The organism is Flavobacterium sp. AK-345, assembly GCF_058310175.1.
In genome coordinates, this window is the sequence record NZ_JBZEER010000003.1 from 52,051 (window position 1) to 75,070 (window position 23,020).

Genomic DNA, 23,020 nt, shown 5'->3' on the forward strand with positions numbered 1-23,020 from the left:
TTTGAACAACCTCAAATCTTAATTGATTTGAGGTTTTTTTATACATTTGAAATAAAAAATGGAACCGATAAGATGTGGTTGGTGCACCGCCAGCGATTTATATAAAAAATACCATGACGAGGAATGGGGTGTTCCGGTTTACGACGATCCTACTTTATTCGAATTTTTAATTTTGGAGACTTTTCAGGCAGGACTAAGCTGGATTACTATTTTAAACAAAAGAGAAAATTTCAGAAATGCTTTTGATCATTTTGATTACAAAAAAATAGCCCTTTATTCTGAAAACAAAATCGAAGAATTACTACAAAATACCGGAATCATCAGAAATAAACTTAAAATAAATGCCGCAGTTTCAAATGCACAGGCCTTTATGAAAATACAAGAAGAATTTGGCACCTTCTCTGATTACATCTGGAAATTTACTAACGGAAAACCGATTATAAATCATCCAAAAACGTCAAAAGACGTTCCTGCCACTACTCCACTTTCTGACGAAATTAGTAAAGATTTAAAAAAAAGAGGTTTTAAATTTGTGGGCTCAACTGTTGTTTATGCTCATATGCAAGCCACCGGAATGGTCAATGATCACGCCGAAAATTGCTGGAAAAGAAGCTCGTAAACACTCTCGGTTTTCAGTCACAATTTTCAATTTTTCACAACCTGAAAATTGAAACTTGAAACTTTTAAACAAAAATTACATATATTTGCTTCACACTTTAGGGGTGTCTGCTAAAAAAGCAGGCTGAGATTTTACCCTCTGAACCTGATCTAGTTCATACTAGCGTAGGGAAAAGTAAGATGACTTCTGCGCGCATTTTCATGCGTAATTGTAGCCATTCCTAAGGTAGAGATTCACTGCAGTGAATCTTATAAAACCTAAAAACTTAAGGAATGGAACTAAAAATCAACCAACAAATCAAAAAGTTCAATGCTGAATCGCTAAGCGTTCAATCATTGCTCGATCTCGAAATTCCTAATAAACAAAACGGAATTGCCGTTGCCATCAACAATACTGTTGTTCCAAAAATTAATTGGAACCAACATTTTGTATCCGAAACTGACGAAATTTTGATTATTTCTGCTACTCAGGGAGGATAGGAGTTAAATTCCAAAAAATAAATTCCAAATTCCAATTATATACATAACGTAGACGCACTACAGTGCGCCTATACGAGCGCAAACAAAAAACACAGTCAAGATCAACCTGAAACTTGAAACTTGAAACCTGAAACAAAAAACAACAAACCATAAAACTTCTCTCTATGACAACCGAAGAACAAATCTCCAGAACTCCTTTTCCCAATTCTAAAAAAGTATACGTTAGTGGCGAAATTCATCCTATAAAAGTTGCTATGCGCGAAGTTATTCTTAGCGATACAAAGCTTTCAAATGGTGGGATTGAGAAAAATCCGCCTGTAACTGTTTACGACACTTCAGGTGCTTATACAGATCCAAACATTGAAATCGACATTAGAAAAGGATTACCTCGCTTACGCGAAAGCTGGATCCTAGATCGAAATGATGTCGAAATCTTAGAAGAAATCTCTTCCAATTACGGTCAAAGCCGATTGAAAGATGAAAGTTTAAACCATCTTCGCTTTGAGTATTTACACCAGCCAAAACGTGCAAAAAAAGGCGCCAACGTAACTCAGCTTTATTATGCGAAACAGGGAATAATTACTCCTGAAATGGAATATATTGCGATTCGTGAAAACCAACGCATTGAACTCCTAAACGAGCAAACTAAAGCAATGCAATGTCAACACAACGGACACAGTTTTGGAGCAAACACACCAAAAAGCAAAATTACAGCCGAATTTGTTCGTAGTGAAGTAGCTTGCGGAAGAGCAATTATTCCCAACAATATCAATCATCCTGAAAGTGAACCCATGATTGTTGGTCGTAACTTTTTGGTCAAAATAAACGCCAATATTGGTAACAGCGCTGTGACTTCGAGCATTGAAGAAGAAGTCGAAAAAGCAGTTTGGGCTTGTCGCTGGGGTGCAGATACAATTATGGATTTGTCTACCGGAAAAAACATTCATGAAACCAGAGAATGGATTATTCGCAATTCGCCGGTTCCAATTGGAACAGTTCCGATTTATCAGGCTTTAGAAAAAGTAAAAGGAATCGCCGAAGATTTGACTTGGGAAGTTTTTCGTGACACTTTAATTGAACAGGCAGAACAAGGTGTTTCGTATTTCACAATTCATGCAGGAGTTTTGTTGCGCTACATTCATTTAACTGCAGATCGCGTTACCGGAATTGTTTCCAGAGGAGGATCAATTATGGCAAAATGGTGTTTATTTCATCATAAAGAAAACTTCTTATACACCCATTTTGAAGAAATCTGTGAAATTATGAAACAATATGATGTGGCTTTCTCTCTTGGCGATGGTTTACGTCCGGGTTCTATTGCAGATGCTAATGATGCTGCACAATTTGCAGAATTAGAAACCTTGGGTGAACTCACAAAAATTGCCTGGAAACATGATGTTCAGGTTTTCATTGAAGGTCCGGGTCACGTGCCAATGCACATGATTAAAGAAAACATGGATAAACAATTGGAACATTGTAACGAAGCGCCATTTTACACTCTTGGACCATTAACGACTGATATTGCTCCGGGTTACGATCATATTACATCTGCAATTGGAGCCGCCATGATTGGCTGGTACGGCTGTGCGATGTTATGTTATGTAACGCCAAAAGAACATCTTGGTTTACCCAACAAAAAAGATGTAAAAGATGGCGTTATAACTTATAAAATATCAGCCCATGCTGCAGATTTGGCCAAAGGTCATCCGGGTGCCCAATATCGTGATAATGCATTAAGCAAAGCTCGTTTTGAATTCCGTTGGGAAGATCAGTTTAATCTGTCTCTTGATCCTGATACGGCCAGGGAATTTCATGATGAAACACTTCCTGCTGACGGTGCAAAAGTTGCTCATTTTTGCTCGATGTGCGGACCAAAATTCTGCTCTATGAAAATATCTCAGGAAATTAGAGATGTGGCTGCCGCCGAAAAAGGCATGCAGGAAAAATCAGAAGAATTTATTGAACAGGGGAAAGAGATTTACATTTAAAGAAAATAGAGTAAAGAAGAAAGATATGATTGTGATTACTAATCCTTCTGCAATTTCTGGCGAAATCAGCATTATTGATTCTTTATTTGAGGAAGGATTGTCTTTGCTTCATATTCGGAAGCCTAATTTTTCTGAAATAGAAATGGCACAATTTATTCATCAGATAAAAATCGAATTTCGATCTAAATTGGTATTGCATAATCATTATGAATTAGCAGAAGATTTTGGAATTACCCGAATCCATTTCTCTGAAAAAGACAGAAAGAACAGTTTTGATTATCCTGCGAGGTTTTCAAAACCTTGCAGGTATACAACTTCAACTCATTCAATTGAAGATTTCAATGCATTGGAAAATCATTTCGATTATGCATTTTTAAGTCCGGTTTTTAAAAGTATTTCTAAGGAAGATTATTATCCAAAAGAAAATTTATTTGAAGCATTAAAATCAAGAACAAATCACAGTACAAAATGTATCGCTTTAGGCGGAATTGATTCTGAAAACATTAAAAAAACTCTCAAAAATGGGTTTGATGATGTTGCACTTTTAGGAACTATTTGGAACAATGAAAATCCTGTAAAACAATTTAAATTATGTCAGCAAATCGTCCATTCATACTTAGTATAGCCGGTTTCGATCCCTCTGGTGGCGCAGGAGTTTTAGCAGATATCAAAACTTTCGAACAACATTCCCTGACTGGATTTGCTGTTTTAACAGCAAATACAATTCAAACCGAAAATGAGTTTTTTGACATTCAATGGATAGATCTTAGTTACGTCATTCGTTCTGTTGAAACTTTATTTGAAAGGTATAAAATCAATGCTGTAAAAATCGGAATTGTTCCCAATCTGCATTATTTAAATCGAATTCTTTCGACCATTAAGTTGTTATCACCTTCAACACAAATTGTTTGGGACCCTGTTTTAAAATCAACAACAAAGTTTGAGTTTATGAGTATTGAAGATCGTTTGGATCTGAATAAAATATTATCCAAAATTGATTTGATAACGCCTAATTATAATGAAATAGAATTGCTTTTCCCAGGTTTTACTCAGCACCAGCTTAGAATGCAAAATGAAGTCTCGAGTGCTATTTTACTAAAAGGCGGACATAATCCTTTGGCTATTGGAACAGATCGTTTGTTTCTAAAAGATGAAATAATTGATTTATTGCCCTCAGAAAAAAAGTGCTTTGAAAAACATGGCTCCGGTTGTGTTTTGTCAGCCGCAATTGCCTCAAATCTTGCATTAGATCAAACTTTACAAGAAGCTTGTAAAAATGCTAAAACCTACATAGAAAAATACCTGAGCTCAACTTCAACTTTAACCGGATATCATTATGTACCATAAACTGCAATACATTTCACAAGGAAGAACAATCGAAGAACAATTGTATAATATCCATCAGGCTCTCGACGCCGGATGCGATTGGATACAAATGCGTTTCAAAAATCAAACTGCCAAAGACACTTTTACATTAGCGGAAGCTGTAAAATTTTTATGCGAAGAATATCTCGCCAATTTTATAGTAAACGACAATCTTTATCTGGCACAACAAATTGCAGCCGATGGTGTGCATTTGGGTTTAACCGATATGAATATTGCCGAAGCAAGGGCGATCCTGGGAAACACTAAAATCATTGGCGGAACAGCCAATACTTTTGAAGACATTCAAAATCATATAAAAAACGGTTGTGATTATATTGGATTAGGGCCTTTTCAGTTTACTGAAACAAAAGAAAAATTAAGTCCAATTCTGGGTTTATCCGGATACTTGGAAATTATTCAGAAACTAAAAAGCAGCAACCTCAAAATTCCAATTTACGCCATTGGCGGAATCGCATTAGAAGATGTAGAACGATTGATTGAAACTGGAATTCATGGCATTGCTGTGTCTGGAATGATCACAAAAAGCGACAAAAAGAAAAAATTAATCCAAAAACTTAATGAAAAACTATATGCAAACATCATTGTTTAAAATTGGAGATAAAACATTAACCTCACGCCTATTTTTAGGAACCGGGAAATTTGGCTCAAACAGAGAAATGGAAAAAGCAATTTTAGCCTCAGAAAGTGAATTAGTTACTGTTGCTTTAAAACGCATTGATCTCGAAACCGAAACAGATGCTATTTTATCGCATTTGCAACATCCAAATATTCATTTGTTACCTAATACTTCCGGAGCAAGAAATGCAAAAGAAGCTGTTTTTGCAGCTCAATTGGCGCGTGAAGCATTAGAAACCAATTGGGTGAAACTCGAAATTCATCCTGATCCAAAATATTTAATGCCTGATCCGATTGAAACATTGAAAGCGACGGAAGAACTGGCTAAACTTGGATTTTTTGTTTTGCCCTACATTCATGCTGATCCGGTTTTGTGCAAACATTTGGAAAATGCAGGAACAACTGCCGTAATGCCTTTGGGCTCTCCTATTGGAAGCAATAAAGGTTTAAAGACAATTGATTTTCTTGAGATTATTATCGAACAAAGCAATGTTCCTGTAATTGTTGATGCTGGAATTGGCGCACCCTCTGACGCTGCAAAAGCAATGGAAATTGGTGCCGATGCCGTTTTGGTCAATACTGCCATTGCCGTTGCCGGAAACCCGAAATTAATGGCTGAAGCTTTTAGAGAAGCTGTAATTGCTGGTAGAAAAGCATTTGAAGCTAAAATCGCTAATCAGCAAAATTATGCGATTAAATCTAGTCCTTTGACTTCTTTTTTATATGACTAAATTATTTCACGCAGATTTTTGCAGATCTAAGCAGATTAAAAATGATTTTAATTTTAATAAAGGCAAAAACAAATAAGTAAGATTATTCTTTAATTTTGTATTAATAACTAAAATAAAGAATAATGACAGAAAACGAAATATCATATCTAGTAAGAGGAGCTATTTTTAAAGTATATAATAATTTGGGGCCTGGATTGTTTGAATCCGTTTATGAAAGTGCTTTGTTCTATGAATTAACAAAAACTGATTTACAAGTTCAAAAACAAGTTGAAGTTATAATTCCTTATGAAGAAATTATATTGGATCCTGCTTTCAGAATTGATCTTTTAGTAGAAAACAAAGTGATAATTGAATTAAAATCTGTTGAAGATTTAGCTCCAATACATTACAAGCAACTTTCTACTTGTTTAAGGCTCACAAATAAAAAATTAGGTTTACTTGTAAATTTCAATACTCTAAATATACTAGATGATATAAAAAGAGTTGCAAATAAAATTCAATAAACAGATACTGCATTTATAAAAAATTAAAATCATTTTTAATCTGCTTAGATCTGCAAAAATCTGCGTGAAATAAAACCCGACAATCCAAAATGAAAACATTTAAAGCAATATTTGAGCAATACAATTGGGATAACATTCAATCAAAAATATACCAAACATCAGCAAAAGATGTCGAGCGCGCTTTATCAAAAACCAAACGAAATCTTGATGATTTTTTAGTTTTAATTTCTCCGGCTGCCCAAAATTATTTAGAACGAATGGCGCAGGAATGCCATGAAATCACCAAAAAACGCTTCGGAAAAACGATTCAAATGTATGCACCGCTTTATTTAAGCAACGAATGCCAGAACATTTGTACTTATTGTGGCTTTAGTTTAGACAATAAAATCAAACGAAAAACACTTTCTGATACTGAGATTAAAATTGAAGTTGAAGCCTTAAAAAATCTTGGTTTTGATCACGTTTTATTGGTTACCGGTGAAGCAAATTATAGTGTAAATATTAATTATTTCCTGAATGCGATTGCTTTGATAAGAAAACAATTCTCCATTATTTCTGTTGAAGTTCAGCCTCTTTCTACAGAAGAATACAAACACTTGCACGGAGCCGGAGTTTATTCGGTTTTAGTTTATCAGGAAACGTATCATCAGGAAGTTTACAAAAAATACCATACAAAAGGAAAAAAATCAAATTTTGATTATCGCCTGGAAACCCCTGACCGAATTGGAACCGCGGGAATTCATAAAATAGGTTTGGGCGTTTTATTAGGCTTGGAAGATTGGCGAACGGACAGTTTTTTTAACGCACTACATTTAGATTATCTTCAAAGGAAATACTGGCAAACCAAATATTCAGTTTCTTTTCCACGATTGCGTCCCGCAGAAGGTATTATTGAACCCAATTTCATTATGGACGACAAAGATTTAACGCAACTAATTTGTGCTTATCGTTTGTGGAATGAAGATCTTGAAATCTCAATTTCGACTCGTGAAAACGAAAAATTCAGAAATAACATTATCCCAATTGGAGTAACGAGTATGAGTGCAGGATCAAAAACCAATCCGGGTGGTTATGTTGTTGACCCGCAATCTTTGGAACAATTTGAAATTAGTGATGAACGTCCAGTTAGTGAAATTGCCCAAATTATAACCAATTCCGGCTACGAACCTGTTTGGAAAGATTGGGATAAAAGTTATAATTAGGAAAAATTCCAAAAAATAAATTCCAAATTCCATCCCGAAGCTTCGGGACTAAAATCTAAAATCAGCAATCTAAAATTACCCAAAATGAGCATTATACAAGAATTTCTACGCTATAACAGACAAACTATATTGCCGGAAATTGGCGATGAAGGTCAGGAAAAACTAAAAAAAGCAAGGGTATTGGTAATTGGGGCCGGCGGTTTGGGCTGTCCAATTTTACAATATATTTCGACTGCCGGAGTTGGTTTTATTGGAATAATGGATTTTGATACTATTGAAATTCACAATTTGCATAGACAGATTTTATATACCGAAAATGAGATTGGACAAGAGAAGGCAATCGTCGCTACAGAAGTAGTTTCAAAACTAAATCCGTTGATTGAAGTTGAAGTTATTAATATGAAATTGACAACTGAAAATGCCTCTACGATTATTCAACAATATGATATTGTCGTAGATGGTTCTGATAATTTTGCAACACGTTATCTGGTAAATGATACTTGTGTTCAATTTCAAAAACCTTTAGTTTATGGAAGTATTTTAAAATTTGAAGGTCAAATTGCTGTTTTTAACCACAATGGAAGCAAAAATCTTCGAGATTTATTTCCTGAAATGCCAGATCCAAAAGATGTTCCAAATTGCAATTTAAATGGTGTTTTAGGTACTTTACCGGGGATTATTGGCACCATGATGGCACACGAAACACTTAAAGTAATTTTAGGATTACCAACTTTAAAAAATGAATTGGTACTTTTTAATACTTTAAACTGGAGTTTTACAAAATTGAGTTTTTAGAAAACAATTTCGTCTCCAACTTTAATTAATCCGCTATTTAAACTTACTATATTAGTTCCGAAAAAAACTGAATTGTCCACTTTTCGATACTTACTTAAAGTTTTCAAAGGTTCTTTTTTTATGATGCCTTTTTGCGGATCATTATTTACCATGATACATCTTCCACAAGGTTTCACGTTTTTAAAATCAACTTCTCCAATTTTGAAAGTATCGAAGTTGTCTTCTTCATGAGGAACTTCACTGCTTATAACAATATTTGGGCGAAATCGTAAAATTGTGATTTTATCTTCTAATTTTTCATTCAAAAAATCAAGACTTTTTGTTCCAACTAACAAATAAGGATAACCATCAGCAAGGCTTACATTGAAGGTTTCTTTTAATCTTGAGCTTTCATGTTTTCGATCTCCGCTTTTGATGATTTTTACCAATTTGCACTCAAAACCTAATTGTTCGCTAAACCATTTTGATGTTGATTTATTTACTTCTACAACTTCACTTTTATCTTCCCAGACTTTGGTGTCTATTGGCTGATCTAAATGTTCATTAGCCGAAAATTCATGTTTAAGATCTTTAAAAGTAATACTGATTTTTCCATCTGAAATTTGAGGATAAAACTGGCTCAAAATTGGGTGTTCTCTTTGCGTTATATGTAGATTTTCAGCATTAATCAACATCCATCTTCGATCATTTTCAAATCCCATTTCTTCAGCAAAAGCTTGTTTACTGTTAATTCCGGCAAGGCTTTTTATCGGATAAATATAAATTTCTTTTACAGTGTAAATTGCACTCATCATTTCTTATTTTCTAAAATATACATAAATTCTTCACGATCAATTTCACGACAACCTAAACTTTCTAAATGCGGATTATAAACCTGACAATCTAATAGTTTATAATTATCTTCTTTTAAAGATTGTACCAATGCTATAAATGCTACTTTTGATGCATTTGATACCTTCGAAAACATACTTTCGCCACAAAAAACATGACCCAGATCTATTCCGTATAAACCACCAACCAAAACCTCATCTTGCCAAACCTCAACCGATTTTGCCATGCCTTCTTTATGTAATTGACAATAAGCATCGATCATTTCATTTGAAATCCAGGTTCCGTCCTGGCCTTCTCTTTTTATTTTTTGACAATTCGAAATGACCTCCAAAAAATTTTGATTGAATGTTACTTTAAACTGATTTCTGTTCAAAACATTACGCATGCTTTTTGACACAATCAATTCATCGAGAAACAAAACCATTCGAGGATCCGGCGACCACCAGAGAACAGGCTCTCCTTCATTAAACCAGGGAAAAACTCCACTTGTATAGGCCAGTTTTAAACGCTCGGGATTTAAATCGCCTCCTATTGCCAGAATGCCTTCTTCATCGGCTTCTGAAACTGGGGGGAAAAATAAATCTTTGAATACGTAATACATGTTTTAAATAAAATTACAAAATAAGTAAATTCCAAATTCCAAGCCTTAAGCTTCAAATAGACACAATCTTGTCAAATTACAAATAAAAACAAAAAACCAAACCCCAATTACATATTTATGAATTGGAATTTGGAATTTATATTTTAGAATTTAAACTTTTAGAAAGGCAAATCGTCTGGTTCGTCTTCGTTTAAATTAGTAGCCGGAGCAAATGCTTCTGCAGCAGGCATTGGTGGAGTTTGTCCAGGACCTTCAGGCGCTACTCTTTCGATTCTCCAACCTTGAATACTATTGAAATATCTGGTTTCTCCTTGTGGATTAACCCATTCTCTTCCTCTTAAATTGATAGAAACTTTTACTGCCTCTCCTTGCTTATAGCTACTTAACAAATCGCATTTATCTTGTGTAAATTCGATTAAAATATGTTGTGGATATTGCTCATCAGTAGTAACAACTAATTCTCTTTTTTTGAATGAGGCACTAACTTGTTGCTCTGGGTTTACCACTTTTACTTTTCCTGTAACTTCCATCTTCGTCTATATTAATTATTGTTTCTTTTCTTATTTTTTAGCTAAAAGCACTTTCCAAGCAGATGTAACATCTTCTTTATCAAGGTATTTTTTAGCCTCCAGATGTATCTTTTCCTGATCATCGGAACTTAAAACTCCTTTTACAGAAAAATTTTCTTTCACAAATATACTAACTTCTTCTGTTGTAGGCAAGGCTTCTATGTTTCCTAATTTACCAAGATCATTTCCGTTAAAAACAGGGCTCTCTTTTATAAAATTAGGAATAACATCTACTCCAACACCTAAAGTTGTAAGTGGTTTTTGAACTTCAAAAAGCCCCTGATTAGACCTTGAATACCAATTATTTCCTAACCTTGAAACCAGATCAATTTTATACTGATCAATTGCTCCATTTTCATCTAAAACAGATTCATGAATATGTATTTTTACCACTTCACAAAGAATCAGATTTCCTGCACCGCCTTCTGTTCCCAGCGGAATTATCTGCGTAACTTTGCATTCAAACTGCACCGGAGATTCTTTTACACGATATGGTTTTACAAAATCTGACGGAATTTGTGTTAATCCTGCCTTTATAAATTCGTTTACTCCATCTCCGTATTCTGTACTGGCCAATGATGTTTGCTGTACCAAATCATAGTTTACAACATTAATCACAACCTCGCGAGTCGCCTCTACATTAATAAGAGTGTGTTTAATAGTGTTGTCACGCACTCGTCTTGCCGGTGAAAAAACTAAAATTGGCGGATTGGCACTAAATACATTAAAGAAACTAAAAGGTGACAAATTCGGGATTCCTTTTGCACTTATTGTACTGGCAAAAGCAATAGGTCTTGGGCCAATGGCACTTTGTAAATAACCTTGTAATTTTACCGTTGAAATCTCTTTTGGATCAATGCTAATCATAATTTTTCTTTTTAACCAAATCTCGTTTTGGCAACTACAAAAGTATAGAAATGGTTTAAGTCAGAGAAATAGTTTTAGCCTTAAAAACAAAAATCTTTACTGCAATCAAAATATTAAATGGGTATATTTCGTTATATTTATACCTCAAAAATTACTTTATGCGTTTTTCTGAAAGTAGAAATACAACTCGTTGGATTATTATTTTTATTTCCTTTTCGATCATTACTTTGATTCTTTGGAATACTTATACTTTTTTTCAAATATTCAAAAATGAAGAACGAATCAAAATGAAACTCCTGGCTAATGCGCAAATAGCATTAATCAACGCAGACGAAAATACTGATCTCGAACTTCCTCTTCAAATTTCCAGCAACAATACGTCTATTCCTGTAATATTAACAATGTACGACAAAATTCTGACTACCAGAAATGTACCTGACGAAATATTAAACGACCAAAAAAAATCGATGCGCTTTTTAAAAAATCTCCAAAGTGAAAATGAGCCCATTGTATTTGAATATTCTCCCGGAAAGTATCAAAAATTATATTATGGAAATTCGGCTTTACTTAATAAACTCAAATATTATCCCATCGCATTATTGCTGATTATCTTTTTGTGTGGTGCTTTGGTCTACAATTTTTATAAAAGCACAAAAATGGCGACTCAAAATAAACTTTGGGCGGGAATGGCAAAAGAAACAGCACATCAAATTGGCACACCATTATCATCATTAATTGGCTGGGTTGAGATTTTAAAGACCGAAGAAATTGATCAGTCCATAACTTTTGAAATTCAAAAAGATATTGAACGTTTACAAACTATTACAGATCGTTTTTCAAAAATTGGTTCTGTTCCTGTTTTAGAAGTTCATGATATCGTTGAAGAAACTTTAAACTCATTCAAATATTTACAATCCCGTTTTTCAAAACAAGTTGAGTTCTCTTATGATACTCCAACTGAGCCTATTTTGGTTATGATAAATCCAACTTTACATAGCTGGACAATAGAAAATTTGGTAAAAAATGCCATTGATGCCATGAAAGGAAAAGGAACCTTAGACCTTCAAATTGAGCAGGATGCACATCATGTAAAAATAAATGTAAAGGATTCCGGAACCGGAATTTCTAAAAAACAATTCAAAACTATATTTGAGCCTGGTTTTACTACCAAAAAAAGAGGTTGGGGTTTAGGGCTTTCTTTAACAAAGAGAATTGTTGTAGAATATCATAGCGGCAAAATAAAAGTTTTGCATTCTGAAATAGGAAAAGGAACTACCTTTCAAATTCAGTTAAATAAAAAAGTGTAGTAACAAATAATTCTACTACACTTTTCTTATTCTTTTTATCAAACTGAACGATTTTATCTGTCAGGCTGAGCGGAGTCGAAGCCTTTTGTGCCCAATCAGAACTGGGCTTCGACTCCGCTCAGCCTGGACATACGAAAACTATTCTCTGTAAATCTATTACAAATTTGCCTGAATATTTTTGGCTAAAGCTTCAAATTCTTCTTTAGATAGTGATACTTTATTGTGAAAACGCATTTCATCCATTTCATTTAAAGGAATCAGATGAACGTGTGCATGAGGAACTTCTAAACCAACAACTGCCATACCAACTCTCTTACAAGGAACCGTTTTTTCTAAAGCAATTGCGATTTTTTTAGAAAACTTCATTAATCCCAAATACAATTCATCTTCCATATCAAAAATCTTATTGATTTCTTGTTTTGGAATACAAAGTGTGTGTCCTTTTGCATTTGGATTTACATCTAAAAAAGCCAGATAATTTTCGTCTTCGGCAATTTTATAAGCTGGAATTTCTCCGTTAACTATTTTGGTAAATATCGACATCGTTTATTCGTTTATTTGTTGAATCGTTAAATCGGTTAAACAAATAAACGATTAACCAATTAAACATTTATAATTTAGTCTCTTGAAATTTCAAGGATTTCAAATTTCAAAACTCCATTTGGCACGGTGATTTCTGCCACTTCTCCAACTGATTTTCCCAGTAAACCTTTTCCAATAGGAGATGTTACCGAAATTTTTCCGGTTTTCAAATCAGCTTCACTTTCAGCAACAAGTGTATATTTCATTTCCATCCCGTTACTTTGGTTTTTAATTTTTACGTTAGAAAGTACCAAAGCTTTCGAAACATCAAGTTGTGATTCGTCTATTAATCTTGCATTTGAATACACTTCTTCTAATTTAGAAATTCTCATTTCTAATAAACCTTGTGCTTCTTTAGCGGCATCGTATTCTGCATTTTCAGATAAATCACCTTTGTCTCTTGCCTCTGCTATGTCTTGAGATGCCTTTGGTCGCATTACACTTTTCAAATGCTCCAACTCATCTTTTAGCTTTTTTAATCCTTCTGCTGTATAATAAGATACTTTACTCATAACTTCATCGTTTATATAAATACAAAAAATCCCATCGGGACGGGATTTCTTATTACAAATATACTATTATTTTTAATAGTACATAATTATATGTTAATCATATAGAATTCAAAACTAAATAATTTAATTTTGTTTCACTAATACTTTTTAAAATAATGAAAAAATTCTGGCTCTTTATCGTATTAACTTGTGTCTTTTTCTCTTGTAGTGATAGTAATAAAAGCAACAACAATCCTAATATTCCTAATTATGCAGTAAATGCTTATCTTAATACAAGTTTGCCATCGTACAATAACCTTTTATATGTGAGCAGCCCGGTTTATGTTCCAAATTATGGAGCAAAAGGTATTATTGTAATGAAAACAGGCGAAGGAACTTATACCGCTTTTGATGCTGCATGCCCAAATCAGGCCTTAACTTCTTGTGTTGCCATGACAATTGACGGTATTTATGCCGTTTGTTCCTGCGACAAAACATCTTACAATTTATTTACAGGACTTGGCGGACAGGAATATCCGATGAAACAATATCGAGCGGAACTCTCCGGAACTTCTGTTCACGTATATAACTAAATACAAAAAGCCTGAAAGTTAATTTTTTCAGGCTTTTTTGTTTCTGCTCCTTTTTTTAGAATTTTAAAGTTAATCCTGCCAGGAAATTAATCCCCGCCTGAGGATAATAGTATGGGTAAACGTCGTACATATATCCGTTTGAAACATATTTTTTGTCCAGAATATTATTTACCAAACCTGTAATCATTATCGATTTAAAAATAGATTTTGGTTTGATTTCAAAAGATACATTTAAATCATTTACAAAATAATCGGCAAGCTTAGCTTCCGGTAATTCTATATTATTCATGTATTGTTCGCCAACATATTTTTGTAATAATGAAATATGTAAATTTTCAATCGGACTGTAAACAATAATATTTCCTGCAATTACTTCCGGTGAATATGCAATAGACGTGGTTCCGTAATTTTGTCCTTCTACAGCCAAATCAACATTTTTATTACTGCTTAAAGTAAAGTTTGGACGCAGTATAAATTTTTCTGAAAGTTTGATTGTTGCATCAACTTCAAATCCTAAACGATAGCTTTTTTCACTATTTGATCGAATTGGTGATCCAACATCGTCTAAAGTCCCGGTTAGAATCAATTGATCTTTATAAGCCATATAATAGAAGTTCGAATTCAATTGAAATTTCTCTGAATTAAATCTCCAGCCTAATTCAAAATCATTTAATTTTTCCGGCTTTACATTTCCACCTTCATAATCGGTTCTGTTTGGTTCTCGATTTGCTCTGGCGTATGAAAAGTAAAGCGTGTTTTTTTGATTGATCTCGTAATTCAATCCCGCTTTTGGATTGAAGAAATTAAAGTTATCATCTACCAAGCCAGTTTCAATACTATTGGCTTTATATTGTACATTTCTATATTGTAGATCTCCGTAAAAACTCAATTTTTCTGTGAATTGATAATTTGCTTTCGCGAAAATATTTCCGTCTGTTTTTGTCGAAAAATCATCATAATAATGATCTCCTAACTCTGATTGAGAAGCATATCTTGCCCAGATTACTTTGCCATAATGATCGCCTTCATATTTATTCCAGCCTCCGCCAAAGATCACGTCAAATTTTTCGTCTTTATATTTTACAGAAAATGTAGTTCCGTAAAAATCATTATCTAACCATTTTTGACGTACCAAATCGGTTGTAGCTATTGCCCCAACAGGCAGCAAACCATACTCCCCCATGTCGGTATCTTCTTTGTAATTCTCATAATAGCCTTTTCCTTTTGTATAATGAACCGCTAAATTCGTGCTCCATTTATCCGAAAAAGATTCGTTCCAATGCAACTGATAATGATCTTGTTGGTAATTATCTGTTTCATTGTCATAAAAACGAACGTTCCCAGCTTCATCAGTATACATTCCTGCAGAATTGAAAGTACGGTTTGTATTTAAAGTTTCGGCATCGATTCCATTCCAGGATTGGTATGTTTTTTCAGTTCCGCCAAAAACTAATGCTTTAATTAAAGTTGTTTTGCCAACATAAGTTCCCTGCAAGAAATAAGATTTTAAATCAGAACTTGCGCGGTCAATATAACCATCAGATTTTAGTGTAGACAAACGTCCTGCCAATTCAAAATGATCGTTTAATAAACCTGTACTAAATTTTACAGTATTTTTTCTAGAATTGAAACTTCCGTAAGAACTGGAGACTTCGCCATTTGCTTTAGAAGCATAATTATCAGTAAGCATGTTTAAACTTGCACCAAAAGCTGAAGAACCGTTTGTAGACGTTCCTACACCGCGCTGCAATTGCAAACTTTCTACAGAAGAAGCAAAATCGGGCATGTTTACCCAGAATGTTCCCTGACTTTCTGCATCATTGTACGGAATTCCGTTGATGGTAACATTTACTCTTGTTGCATCGCTTCCTCGGACTCTGATCCCGGTATATCCAAAACCATTTCCTGCATCAGAAGTCGTAACAACAGATGGTAAATAATTCATCAAAATTGGAATATCCTGACCTAAATTTCGGTATTTAATATCTTTTTTATCCAAATTACTAAACGTAACCGGCGTTTTTGCAGTAACACGAACAGCGGAAACCAAAACCTCATCAAGAGAATTTACCCTCGTAGAGTCCTGCGTTTGTGCGAAAGAAATTAGAGTACAGAAGAAAGAGAATAGAAGAAAGAAAATAGATTTAGTTTTGCTCAATTTATGAGACTTAGAACCTTTGTAACTTAGCACCTCAGTACCTTCAAAAAATGTTTTCATCCGTAAAAAATTACGAATAAAAGGGGGAATTATTCTTTTTGTTAAATTAATAAATGTGTTTCTTACGACAAAATATAGTGTGCACACTAACAATTGTCATTTTTTCCCTTAGCAACATTACTCGCTCAGGTTCTTTGGGTATGATCTCAGCTCGTTATTTAGAGCACCCCTTTGAGACAGTGCAAATGTAAAGTTAAAAATTCCAAAAATCAAATTCCAAATTCCAAAAACTTACTTTTAATTTAAATTCCAAAAAAAGAAATTCCAAATTCCAAAAGACTTACTTATATAGTTTTCAATTGGAATTTGGAATTTCTTTTTTTGGAATTTATTTTGATATTTAATCTAAGTTCGGTTTTTTACGAGATTGTTTTATTTCAGAGATGTTTTTTTTATCCTTGATTCGTTTTTTAATTACTGATTTTGGAATCTTGGTTGCTTTACGAACTTTCGGAACAAACAATCCTTTTTTAATGATTTCTAAAAAACGTTTTATAACAATCTCTTTATTTTTAAACTGACTTCGATCTTCGTCACAGTTTATAATCAGAATATTTTCAGATGTTAAACGCGGAGCAATATTAGTTTGCAAAAGTAATTTTTCTTCTTCAGATAAAGCTTGCGAAGCGTTTAAATCAAAAGTCAACACGACTTTTGAAGAAACTTTATTTACATTTTGTCCGCCGGCACCACTGCTTCGAACAGCTTTAAAACTTAACTCTGATATGATTTTTTCTGAATCCATTACTGTGGCTGATGTGCAGGTTTTAATAAATCATTTACTGTTTTTACAGGATTAAAAGTAATTAGCGGAACAGCAACAAAAATAGTGAGCCAATTTGCCATTGCTCCGTTCCATAAGCCCGGTAGTTCATAACTTTTAACTATTTTTCCGTCAACACTTTTTTCTACAATAAATCCTGTTTTATGATCTACAAATTGAGTGACGTCAAATTTTTCGTCTTTATAATTTTTGATTCCGCAAACTAAATCAACGGGATTAAAATGGGTCGCTTCCGCTAAAATTTGACGCTGTTTCTTATTTTTTAAATCTACCTGAAATGTTTCTACAATCTGAAGTGAAACTGTTCCTTTTTCGTCCATAACCCAAAAAGGGCCTCCTCCTGGTTCTCCTTCATTTTTTACCATTCCGCAAACCCTTATTGGTCTGTCTAATAGTTCTTTAATTTTAATAATTTTATTTTCAAACGTAAATTTATTAAAATCATTTGTCAAATTAATATTCAACTGTTCTTTTAAAAACTGAACAATTTCAACAACGTTGCTCTCTTTTATATGCTGTTCTTCAATAGCTTTTAAATAACCGAAAACTTGTTGCTGAATTTCAATTAAAATTCCCGCAAGACCTTTCTTGTACAACGCAATTTTATCAATATGATTTTGAATTACGTTATCTATATTTTTAATAAAAATAATATCTGAATCAAGTCTATTCAAATTTTCAATTAGTGCTCCATGTCCTCCAGGTCTAAAAACCAGTTCCCCATTTTTGTTCCTAACTACTTCATTATGAACATCAACTGTAATAGAGTCTGTGCTTTTATTTTGATAAGAATATCCAATATTAATTTTAGTTTCGGCCTGTTTTTCTATGTTACCCTGAACCAAATCAACCGCTTTTTCAAATTGAGACTGATGAATTTCTGAAACCGTAAAGTGTAAGTTTGATATTTGATCGGATGTAGCATAATGCACACATTCATTCAAATGTTCTTCTATTGGGGTTGCAATATGGGTTTGATAATGATGAAACGGTAAAACTGCTTTGGGCTTATTTGCAAAATCAAAATAGTCAGGAGATAATAGTAATTTTATGAAATAATAATTTTTGTAATCTGTGTCTAAAGTTTCAAAATCAGGATAAACTTCTCTAAGCTTTTTATCTACAGCTTCAAAAAAAGGAAACTTATCCATTGCTACAATAAAAATAGACAAATCACTATCTTTTTTTCTGTTTATATAAGCATTTATAGTTTCTTTCTGAAGATCAAAATCATTCAAAAAGGTAGTTAAGAACTTAAACATTCGGCTTGCTGCACCAGATGCCGGAACAAATTTCTTTAGTTTTAATTTTGATTTTTGAAGGTCAAAAAAACGGGCTTTTGCTTCAAAATCATTTTCTTCTAAATTTAAAATTCCATTACCAATTGTTGCAGGGCTTATTAAATTACTCTTTAAAATTCCGTTTTTAAAAATTTTTAGTTGTTGTAAAACACTTTCAATAGAAACTCCGTGATTGTAAATTTCAACAAAATCAGAAGATGAAAATCCGTGTTCTTTGGCAATTGTCAGGTTATCAATAATAATTGCAGCTTTTGCGAGGCGGCTTTCTTTATTCCCCGAAAGGGTTATAAATGGTTTTTTATTATCTATTAAAGTTTGCTTAAAAACCGAAAAAACAGTTTCTCTGCCTTCAGGTTTATCTCTAATGTCATCTTTTTCCCAAGGAACATCTATATCTGTCAGAAAAAATAAATCGTATTCATGTTCTAATGCTTCTTCATTTAAAAGAGGATCGCAAAAACCATAATATATTTCAGAAAAAACTTTAGTAACCATTAAATTAGTATCGCAAAACAGGTATTTATTTGCCGAAGAAAGTTTTTCATTTTCTAATGACATTTGTCCGTATGCAATTGGAAGCATATCATCTGCTTCACATATATGTTGGTTCTCTTCCCATCTTTTTTGCAAATAATCGCGTGCAAACTCAGGAACCCATTCCGTTTCGTAATATGCGGCAAGTTGTTTTGCCAAAGTTGTTTTACCTGTACTTTCAGGACCAAACAAAGCAATTTTTATTATAGCTGTTTTTTGCTGTCTAAGATTTTTCTCCATTCTAAATAAGCTGAAATAGCTAAAATTGTAAAAATTAAATATTGAAGTGACAACATTCCTAAGCCACGATAAGCATAGAGAGGTACAACAATAATATCACCAATAATCCAAAGTGTCCAGTTTTCGATTTTTTTTCTGGCCATGTACCACATTCCTGCAAAAAATATTCCCGACGAAATCATATCGACATAATTGTCATTATGAATCTCGTAATCAAAATATTTATAAATGCCGAAAACTACAAAAATGGTCACAAAAAACAATATAACACCAATTATTTTTTCATTAAGATTTGTTCGTGTTATAGGTAAATTATCTTCGACTGTTCCTCCTTTTGCCCAAACGTACCAGCCATAAATGCTCATTACAGAAAAGTAACCATTAATAATCATATCGCCAATATAACCGGCAATATATAAAAGATAAACAGAAATTACAGTCGCAATTAAACCTGTTGGATATACCCAGATGTTCTCTTTTTTAGCAAACCAAACACTTAAAATTCCGAACACAAAAACCAGAAACTCTAAAGCAATATGCCATAAAGGGGCATTTTTATAACTTTCTAAAAAAAAATCAATCATTTGGGTTGTTGTATTTAGCTTTTATTTAATTTCTATGATTCAAAAAAACGGCTGTTATTTTCAAAAGCTGTTCCTATAACCACTAAATCTGCACCTGCGTTGTAAGCATTCTGAATTCCTTGCAAATCTACAATTCCTCCTCCAACAATTACAGGAATTTTAACGCTTTGAGAAATTAGTTGTATCATTTTGAATGGAACCGCTTTTTTGGCACCACTTCCGGCTTCAAGATAAATTAATTTATTTCCTAACATTTCACCGGCTTGCGAAGTTGCCAAAACCAAATCGAGATTCTCCCTATTTAATGGCTCTGTTTTACTTACTCTTGCCACTGCTGTTTCATTACCGCTTTCGATTAAAATGTATCCTGTTGAGATTACTTCAAGATTCATTTTTTTAAGAATTGGCGCCGCCTGAACCTGATATTCTATTAAATAATCCGGATTTCTACCTGATATTAATGACAAAAACAAAATAGCATCTGCCTGAGGTGAGATTTGTGAAGGATCTCCAGGAAAGATAACCACCGGTAAATTTGTTTTTTGTTTTAATTGAGCAATTAACTCTTCTAAAATTGTTGTCTGAACAATACTACCGCCCACAAAAATATGCGTCGCCGGCGATTGATTAATTTTCAGCAATAAATTTTCTATATTTTCTAATACAATCTTATCCGGATCTAAAAGAATGGCAAGCAATTTTTGTCCATTGTTTTTGGCCTGAATAATTTGCTCGTAAATATTGGGTATTTTTTGTTGCATAATGGACGTAAAAGTAAAAGTTTTTTAATGTAGAAGAACAATTTTGAATGAATTATATTTGTGTGAAGGCTTTTAGAATCCAAAAAACAAAATTATGATTGCTACTGAATTATTAGAAAAATATGGTGCTTTGAAGAAAGTTTTTGATAAAATGGCTATTATTTTTGAAGAAGGAAATTTACCCGCTTATTATTATCAAATCGTTTCCGGCGAAGTAAAAATGAGCAATTATAATGATGATGGCAGGGAATTTATTCAGGGAATCTTTTATAAGGAACAATCTTTTGGGGAACCGCCTTTGTTTTTAAATCAAAATTATCCCGCTAACGCAATTGCTGTTGAAGACTCAGAAATCCTTCTTCTTTCAAAAAGTAATTTCATGAAATTGCTAGAAGAAAATCCTTTTGTAAGTATTAAAATAATTCAGAATCTGGCGCAGCGATTATATTATAAATCGGTTATGGCGGCAGAAATGTCAACGCAGGAACCAGAACATCGGGTTTTAAAATTAATGGATCACGGAATTGCTTATTTCAATTTCCAAAAGGATGAAAATGGATACCTCATCAATTTTACCAGACAGCAAATTGGCGATTTAACAGGTTTACGGGTTGAAACCGTTATCAGAACTATTAAAGCATTGGAAAAAAAAGGCGCTTTGAAGATTATAAACAGGAAAGTATACAGATAAAAAAGTTCCTGTTTTATGATTAAAGTCATAAAATGGAGCTGTATAGTGCATGTACCTTTGTAGTATAAAAATCTCAATATCATGACACTATATCAAACAACATTCGAAAATTTCAACAAAAACTATATGGGTTCTGCTGCAATGGCTGTAATTGGTCAAAGCTGTTTAGGTGGTGCAGCTGCAATGTACATTCTTTCACACGGAACTTCTATTGGACAAATGATACAACTGGCAATTATTGTTTTAGCCTGTGTTTTTGCCAATACTTCAATTTTAGCACAAATGAAACATAAAGTAGTTTTTAACCTTATTGTTTTAAGTGCTCTATTGAGTGTTTTCTTTATATTTCTGAATAGTTTTGTACTATGAAAAAACAAATAGAAAATAGAGCCGATGTCGAATTTCTAGTACATCAGTTTTATGCTAAAATAAGAGCCGATAGAGAAATCGGCTTTTATTTTAATACGATGATAAAAGATTGGGAAAAACATCTTGAAAAACTGACTGATTTTTGGGAAACCAATTTATTTGCCGTAAAAAAATACAAAGGAAATCCGCATGCTGTGCATAATGAAGTTGATGCCCATTTTGGCGAAAAAATCACTTCAAATGAATTCGGAATTTGGCTTAATCATTGGTTTCAAACTATCGATGAACATTTTGAAGGCGAAAATGCCGACACACTAAAACGTCGTGCCAGAAAAATGAGTACTTTTTTATATATGAGTATGTTTGAACATCGAAAAAAAGAAAGTGAAGTGTAGTTTTTTGTCAATTTCAATAGAAAGGAGAAATCTAGAAACTCCGCAATGAAAATCGCCAATCCAGATCGAGTTTCGAGTGTGATTTCTCCCTTCGGTCAAAATGACAAGACTGTTGTCAATTTTGGAATTTGGAATTTCTATTATTGGAATTTAAAAAAAAACTACTTCTCAAAGGCATACACCAAAGTAAAAGTAGCATCAAAATTATCTGATTTAATTTCTTTGTAATGCACATCAAAGTCTTTTACAAGATTATCAAAATGAAGGCTTGCATCCGTTCTACTTTCGGTTAACGAAAAATCTTCAACCTGAATATGATCTTTAAAACTTATTCCTTTTTCGTTTCTGATTTTAAAAATAGCTTCTTTCGCTCCCCAAATTACGGTAAGCTTTTTTATGTATTCTTCTAAAACATCCTGCTTTAAATAATCAAATTCGGTGTCAACAAATTTATCTGCAATTCGAAGGATTTTTTCGCGCTGCAATTCCATATCAATTCCAACAGTTTCATGACTAATTATTATGGCTGCAAAATGATACGAATGTGTAATCGAAATATAGTTATGACAATCAAAATAAGGTTTTCCGAATTCGTCATAATGCAAATCGTGATCTGTAAAACCCATTTCCTGAATCAGCATACGAACACTCAAAAAAGCACGCTGATGCAACTGAGATTTCATTCCGTTTAATCGATTCTGTGTTTTCTCTTTTAAAACTACTTTACTCAATAACTCCTCAAAAGATTCCGTTATTTCCCAAATTAAAAGTTTGGTAGTTTCGTTACACTGTATGGTTTGAAATAAAGGCATTACTTTTTAATTATGAAATGAGTTGTGAATTATGATTTTTCTAATCTTATCAGTTATGAATCTAAAAAATGTAATTAGTAAAGAAAGTACATTTAACAGAATCTTTTTTAAATGAACTTACATCACTTATATGGTGAAAATTAATTTCGAAACTAATGTTCTAAAGATTAAG

General features: G+C 33.2%; 27 protein-coding genes and 1 riboswitch. Of the genes, 15 read left to right on the forward strand and 12 right to left on the reverse strand.

Annotated features, from left to right (window positions below):
- The first annotated feature begins 58 nt into the window (after window positions 1–58).
- From AC4FQ3_RS07200 to AC4FQ3_RS07245, 10 genes are all read left to right on the forward strand, one after another.
- Window positions 59–619: a DNA-3-methyladenine glycosylase I gene (locus tag AC4FQ3_RS07200; protein WP_491181416.1), complete on the forward strand. Its 561-nt coding sequence runs from the start codon at window positions 59–61 to the stop codon at window positions 617–619.
- Between the two features lie 89 nt (window positions 620–708).
- A riboswitch (TPP riboswitch) is annotated at window positions 709–807 on the forward strand.
- 84 nt (window positions 808–891) lie between these two features.
- Window positions 892–1,098 (forward strand): sulfur carrier protein ThiS, encoded by a 207-nt coding sequence (gene thiS / locus AC4FQ3_RS07205; protein WP_073394985.1) that lies wholly within the window; start codon window positions 892–894, stop codon window positions 1,096–1,098.
- 164 nt (window positions 1,099–1,262) lie between these two features.
- Window positions 1,263–3,086 (forward strand): phosphomethylpyrimidine synthase ThiC, encoded by a 1,824-nt coding sequence (gene thiC, locus AC4FQ3_RS07210; protein ID WP_491181417.1) that lies wholly within the window; start codon window positions 1,263–1,265, stop codon window positions 3,084–3,086.
- Between the two features lie 25 nt (window positions 3,087–3,111).
- Window positions 3,112–3,711, forward strand: coding sequence for a thiamine phosphate synthase (locus AC4FQ3_RS07215; RefSeq protein ID WP_491181418.1), 600 nt, complete (start codon window positions 3,112–3,114; stop codon window positions 3,709–3,711).
- Window positions 3,678–4,433, forward strand: coding sequence for a hydroxymethylpyrimidine/phosphomethylpyrimidine kinase (locus tag AC4FQ3_RS07220; protein ID WP_491181419.1), 756 nt, complete (start codon window positions 3,678–3,680; stop codon window positions 4,431–4,433). Before AC4FQ3_RS07215 ends, AC4FQ3_RS07220 begins: the two co-directional genes overlap by 34 nt.
- Complete coding sequence (locus tag AC4FQ3_RS07225) at window positions 4,423–5,061, forward strand: thiamine phosphate synthase (protein ID WP_491181420.1); 639 nt, start codon at window positions 4,423–4,425, stop codon at window positions 5,059–5,061. The genes AC4FQ3_RS07220 and AC4FQ3_RS07225 overlap by 11 nt, the downstream gene beginning before the upstream one ends.
- The gene (locus AC4FQ3_RS07230; protein WP_491181648.1) at window positions 5,042–5,818 is read left to right on the forward strand and encodes a thiazole synthase; all 777 of its coding nucleotides are present in this window, start codon (window positions 5,042–5,044) and stop codon (window positions 5,816–5,818) included. Before AC4FQ3_RS07225 ends, AC4FQ3_RS07230 begins: the two co-directional genes overlap by 20 nt.
- 122 nt (window positions 5,819–5,940) lie before the next feature.
- Complete coding sequence (locus tag AC4FQ3_RS07235) at window positions 5,941–6,321, forward strand: GxxExxY protein (RefSeq protein ID WP_491181421.1); 381 nt, start codon at window positions 5,941–5,943, stop codon at window positions 6,319–6,321.
- Window positions 6,322–6,410: 89 nt separating this feature from the next.
- Window positions 6,411–7,523, forward strand: coding sequence for a 2-iminoacetate synthase ThiH (gene thiH / locus AC4FQ3_RS07240; protein ID WP_491181422.1), 1,113 nt, complete (start codon window positions 6,411–6,413; stop codon window positions 7,521–7,523).
- An 84-nt stretch (window positions 7,524–7,607) separates the two neighbouring features.
- Window positions 7,608–8,318 carry a HesA/MoeB/ThiF family protein gene (locus AC4FQ3_RS07245; protein ID WP_491181423.1) on the forward strand — a complete coding sequence of 237 codons (711 nt, stop codon included), beginning with the start codon at window positions 7,608–7,610 and terminating at the stop codon, window positions 8,316–8,318.
- On the opposite strand, the gene AC4FQ3_RS07250 is transcribed toward AC4FQ3_RS07245, so the two are convergent.
- The 4 genes from AC4FQ3_RS07250 to AC4FQ3_RS07265 all read right to left on the reverse strand — a co-directional run bounded on the left by AC4FQ3_RS07250 (window position 8,315) and on the right by AC4FQ3_RS07265 (window position 11,186).
- Window positions 8,315–9,112, reverse strand: coding sequence for an MOSC domain-containing protein (locus tag AC4FQ3_RS07250; RefSeq protein ID WP_491181424.1), 798 nt, complete (start codon window positions 9,110–9,112; stop codon window positions 8,315–8,317). The two genes, AC4FQ3_RS07245 and AC4FQ3_RS07250, sit on opposite strands and share 4 nt — an antisense overlap.
- Window positions 9,109–9,750: a leucyl/phenylalanyl-tRNA--protein transferase gene (gene aat, locus AC4FQ3_RS07255; protein WP_491181425.1), complete on the reverse strand. Its 642-nt coding sequence runs from the start codon at window positions 9,748–9,750 to the stop codon at window positions 9,109–9,111. The genes AC4FQ3_RS07250 and aat overlap by 4 nt, the downstream gene beginning before the upstream one ends.
- A gap of 158 nt (window positions 9,751–9,908) precedes the next feature.
- Window positions 9,909–10,280, reverse strand: a complete 372-nt coding sequence (locus AC4FQ3_RS07260) for a DUF3127 domain-containing protein (RefSeq protein WP_042566241.1) — start codon at window positions 10,278–10,280, stop codon at window positions 9,909–9,911.
- A 30-nt stretch (window positions 10,281–10,310) separates the two neighbouring features.
- The gene (locus tag AC4FQ3_RS07265; protein ID WP_491181426.1) at window positions 10,311–11,186 is read right to left on the reverse strand and encodes a flavin reductase family protein; all 876 of its coding nucleotides are present in this window, start codon (window positions 11,184–11,186) and stop codon (window positions 10,311–10,313) included.
- Window positions 11,187–11,344: 158 nt separating this feature from the next.
- Here AC4FQ3_RS07265 and AC4FQ3_RS07270 point away from each other — a divergent pair, with 158 nt between their 5' ends.
- Window positions 11,345–12,493 (forward strand): sensor histidine kinase, encoded by a 1,149-nt coding sequence (locus AC4FQ3_RS07270; RefSeq protein ID WP_042566238.1) that lies wholly within the window; start codon window positions 11,345–11,347, stop codon window positions 12,491–12,493.
- Between the two features lie 156 nt (window positions 12,494–12,649).
- On the opposite strand, the gene AC4FQ3_RS07275 is transcribed toward AC4FQ3_RS07270, so the two are convergent.
- Both AC4FQ3_RS07275 and greA read right to left on the reverse strand, forming a co-directional pair.
- Window positions 12,650–13,036, reverse strand: coding sequence for an HIT family protein (locus tag AC4FQ3_RS07275; RefSeq protein ID WP_042566237.1), 387 nt, complete (start codon window positions 13,034–13,036; stop codon window positions 12,650–12,652).
- A gap of 74 nt (window positions 13,037–13,110) precedes the next feature.
- A complete protein-coding gene (gene greA / locus AC4FQ3_RS07280) occupies window positions 13,111–13,587 on the reverse strand; it encodes a transcription elongation factor GreA (protein WP_035623677.1) in 477 nt (158 codons plus the stop codon).
- Between the two features lie 155 nt (window positions 13,588–13,742).
- Here greA and AC4FQ3_RS07285 point away from each other — a divergent pair, with 155 nt between their 5' ends.
- Window positions 13,743–14,159: a Rieske (2Fe-2S) protein gene (locus tag AC4FQ3_RS07285; RefSeq protein ID WP_463462297.1), complete on the forward strand. Its 417-nt coding sequence runs from the start codon at window positions 13,743–13,745 to the stop codon at window positions 14,157–14,159.
- 55 nt (window positions 14,160–14,214) lie between these two features.
- Here AC4FQ3_RS07285 and AC4FQ3_RS07290 read toward each other — a convergent pair whose 3' ends face one another.
- The 5 genes from AC4FQ3_RS07290 to AC4FQ3_RS07310 all read right to left on the reverse strand — a co-directional run bounded on the left by AC4FQ3_RS07290 (window position 14,215) and on the right by AC4FQ3_RS07310 (window position 20,581).
- Window positions 14,215–16,377: a TonB-dependent receptor gene (locus AC4FQ3_RS07290; protein WP_491181427.1), complete on the reverse strand. Its 2,163-nt coding sequence runs from the start codon at window positions 16,375–16,377 to the stop codon at window positions 14,215–14,217.
- 340 nt (window positions 16,378–16,717) lie between these two features.
- Complete coding sequence (arfB, locus tag AC4FQ3_RS07295; RefSeq protein ID WP_491181428.1) at window positions 16,718–17,122, reverse strand: alternative ribosome rescue aminoacyl-tRNA hydrolase ArfB; 405 nt, start codon at window positions 17,120–17,122, stop codon at window positions 16,718–16,720.
- Complete coding sequence (locus AC4FQ3_RS07300; protein WP_491181429.1) at window positions 17,122–19,236, reverse strand: DUF4301 family protein; 2,115 nt, start codon at window positions 19,234–19,236, stop codon at window positions 17,122–17,124. Before AC4FQ3_RS07300 ends, arfB begins: the two co-directional genes overlap by 1 nt.
- The gene (gene pnuC / locus AC4FQ3_RS07305) at window positions 19,200–19,820 is read right to left on the reverse strand and encodes a nicotinamide riboside transporter PnuC (RefSeq protein ID WP_491181430.1); all 621 of its coding nucleotides are present in this window, start codon (window positions 19,818–19,820) and stop codon (window positions 19,200–19,202) included. Before pnuC ends, AC4FQ3_RS07300 begins: the two co-directional genes overlap by 37 nt.
- A gap of 32 nt (window positions 19,821–19,852) precedes the next feature.
- Window positions 19,853–20,581: a phosphoglycerol geranylgeranyltransferase gene (locus AC4FQ3_RS07310; protein ID WP_073394968.1), complete on the reverse strand. Its 729-nt coding sequence runs from the start codon at window positions 20,579–20,581 to the stop codon at window positions 19,853–19,855.
- A gap of 94 nt (window positions 20,582–20,675) precedes the next feature.
- Between AC4FQ3_RS07310 and AC4FQ3_RS07315 the strand changes: the two genes are divergently transcribed.
- From AC4FQ3_RS07315 to AC4FQ3_RS07325, 3 genes are all read left to right on the forward strand, one after another.
- Window positions 20,676–21,272, forward strand: coding sequence for a Crp/Fnr family transcriptional regulator (locus tag AC4FQ3_RS07315; protein ID WP_491181431.1), 597 nt, complete (start codon window positions 20,676–20,678; stop codon window positions 21,270–21,272).
- Window positions 21,273–21,353: 81 nt separating this feature from the next.
- On the forward strand, window positions 21,354–21,641 hold the full coding sequence (locus AC4FQ3_RS07320; RefSeq protein WP_302094555.1) for a hypothetical protein: 288 nt from the start codon (window positions 21,354–21,356) through the stop codon (window positions 21,639–21,641).
- On the forward strand, window positions 21,638–22,036 hold the full coding sequence (locus AC4FQ3_RS07325; protein WP_042566228.1) for a group III truncated hemoglobin: 399 nt from the start codon (window positions 21,638–21,640) through the stop codon (window positions 22,034–22,036). The genes AC4FQ3_RS07320 and AC4FQ3_RS07325 overlap by 4 nt, the downstream gene beginning before the upstream one ends.
- 161 nt (window positions 22,037–22,197) lie before the next feature.
- On the opposite strand, the gene AC4FQ3_RS07330 is transcribed toward AC4FQ3_RS07325, so the two are convergent.
- Window positions 22,198–22,848, reverse strand: a complete 651-nt coding sequence (locus AC4FQ3_RS07330; protein WP_491181432.1) for a 4'-phosphopantetheinyl transferase family protein — start codon at window positions 22,846–22,848, stop codon at window positions 22,198–22,200.
- Window positions 22,849–23,020: the final 172 nt, after the last annotated feature.

Coding starts and splice junctions, on each gene's coding strand:
- AC4FQ3_RS07200 (WP_491181416.1), top strand. CDS start 59: ATGGAACCGATAAGATGTGGTTGGTGCACCGCCAGCGATTTATATAAA.
- thiS (WP_073394985.1), top strand. CDS start 892: ATGGAACTAAAAATCAACCAACAAATCAAAAAGTTCAATGCTGAATCG.
- thiC (WP_491181417.1), top strand. CDS start 1,263: ATGACAACCGAAGAACAAATCTCCAGAACTCCTTTTCCCAATTCTAAA.
- AC4FQ3_RS07215 (WP_491181418.1), top strand. CDS start 3,112: ATGATTGTGATTACTAATCCTTCTGCAATTTCTGGCGAAATCAGCATT.
- AC4FQ3_RS07220 (WP_491181419.1), top strand. CDS start 3,678: ATGTCAGCAAATCGTCCATTCATACTTAGTATAGCCGGTTTCGATCCC.
- AC4FQ3_RS07225 (WP_491181420.1), top strand. CDS start 4,423: ATGTACCATAAACTGCAATACATTTCACAAGGAAGAACAATCGAAGAA.
- AC4FQ3_RS07230 (WP_491181648.1), top strand. CDS start 5,042: ATGCAAACATCATTGTTTAAAATTGGAGATAAAACATTAACCTCACGC.
- AC4FQ3_RS07235 (WP_491181421.1), top strand. CDS start 5,941: ATGACAGAAAACGAAATATCATATCTAGTAAGAGGAGCTATTTTTAAA.
- thiH (WP_491181422.1), top strand. CDS start 6,411: ATGAAAACATTTAAAGCAATATTTGAGCAATACAATTGGGATAACATT.
- AC4FQ3_RS07245 (WP_491181423.1), top strand. CDS start 7,608: ATGAGCATTATACAAGAATTTCTACGCTATAACAGACAAACTATATTG.
- AC4FQ3_RS07250 (WP_491181424.1), bottom strand. CDS start 9,112: ATGATGAGTGCAATTTACACTGTAAAAGAAATTTATATTTATCCGATA.
- aat (WP_491181425.1), bottom strand. CDS start 9,750: ATGTATTACGTATTCAAAGATTTATTTTTCCCCCCAGTTTCAGAAGCC.
- AC4FQ3_RS07260 (WP_042566241.1), bottom strand. CDS start 10,280: ATGGAAGTTACAGGAAAAGTAAAAGTGGTAAACCCAGAGCAACAAGTT.
- AC4FQ3_RS07265 (WP_491181426.1), bottom strand. CDS start 11,186: ATGATTAGCATTGATCCAAAAGAGATTTCAACGGTAAAATTACAAGGT.
- AC4FQ3_RS07270 (WP_042566238.1), top strand. CDS start 11,345: ATGCGTTTTTCTGAAAGTAGAAATACAACTCGTTGGATTATTATTTTT.
- AC4FQ3_RS07275 (WP_042566237.1), bottom strand. CDS start 13,036: ATGTCGATATTTACCAAAATAGTTAACGGAGAAATTCCAGCTTATAAA.
- greA (WP_035623677.1), bottom strand. CDS start 13,587: ATGAGTAAAGTATCTTATTATACAGCAGAAGGATTAAAAAAGCTAAAA.
- AC4FQ3_RS07285 (WP_463462297.1), top strand. CDS start 13,743: ATGAAAAAATTCTGGCTCTTTATCGTATTAACTTGTGTCTTTTTCTCT.
- AC4FQ3_RS07290 (WP_491181427.1), bottom strand. CDS start 16,377: ATGAAAACATTTTTTGAAGGTACTGAGGTGCTAAGTTACAAAGGTTCT.
- arfB (WP_491181428.1), bottom strand. CDS start 17,122: ATGGATTCAGAAAAAATCATATCAGAGTTAAGTTTTAAAGCTGTTCGA.
- AC4FQ3_RS07300 (WP_491181429.1), bottom strand. CDS start 19,236: ATGGAGAAAAATCTTAGACAGCAAAAAACAGCTATAATAAAAATTGCT.
- pnuC (WP_491181430.1), bottom strand. CDS start 19,820: ATGATTGATTTTTTTTTAGAAAGTTATAAAAATGCCCCTTTATGGCAT.
- AC4FQ3_RS07310 (WP_073394968.1), bottom strand. CDS start 20,581: ATGCAACAAAAAATACCCAATATTTACGAGCAAATTATTCAGGCCAAA.
- AC4FQ3_RS07315 (WP_491181431.1), top strand. CDS start 20,676: ATGATTGCTACTGAATTATTAGAAAAATATGGTGCTTTGAAGAAAGTT.
- AC4FQ3_RS07320 (WP_302094555.1), top strand. CDS start 21,354: ATGACACTATATCAAACAACATTCGAAAATTTCAACAAAAACTATATG.
- AC4FQ3_RS07325 (WP_042566228.1), top strand. CDS start 21,638: ATGAAAAAACAAATAGAAAATAGAGCCGATGTCGAATTTCTAGTACAT.
- AC4FQ3_RS07330 (WP_491181432.1), bottom strand. CDS start 22,848: ATGCCTTTATTTCAAACCATACAGTGTAACGAAACTACCAAACTTTTA.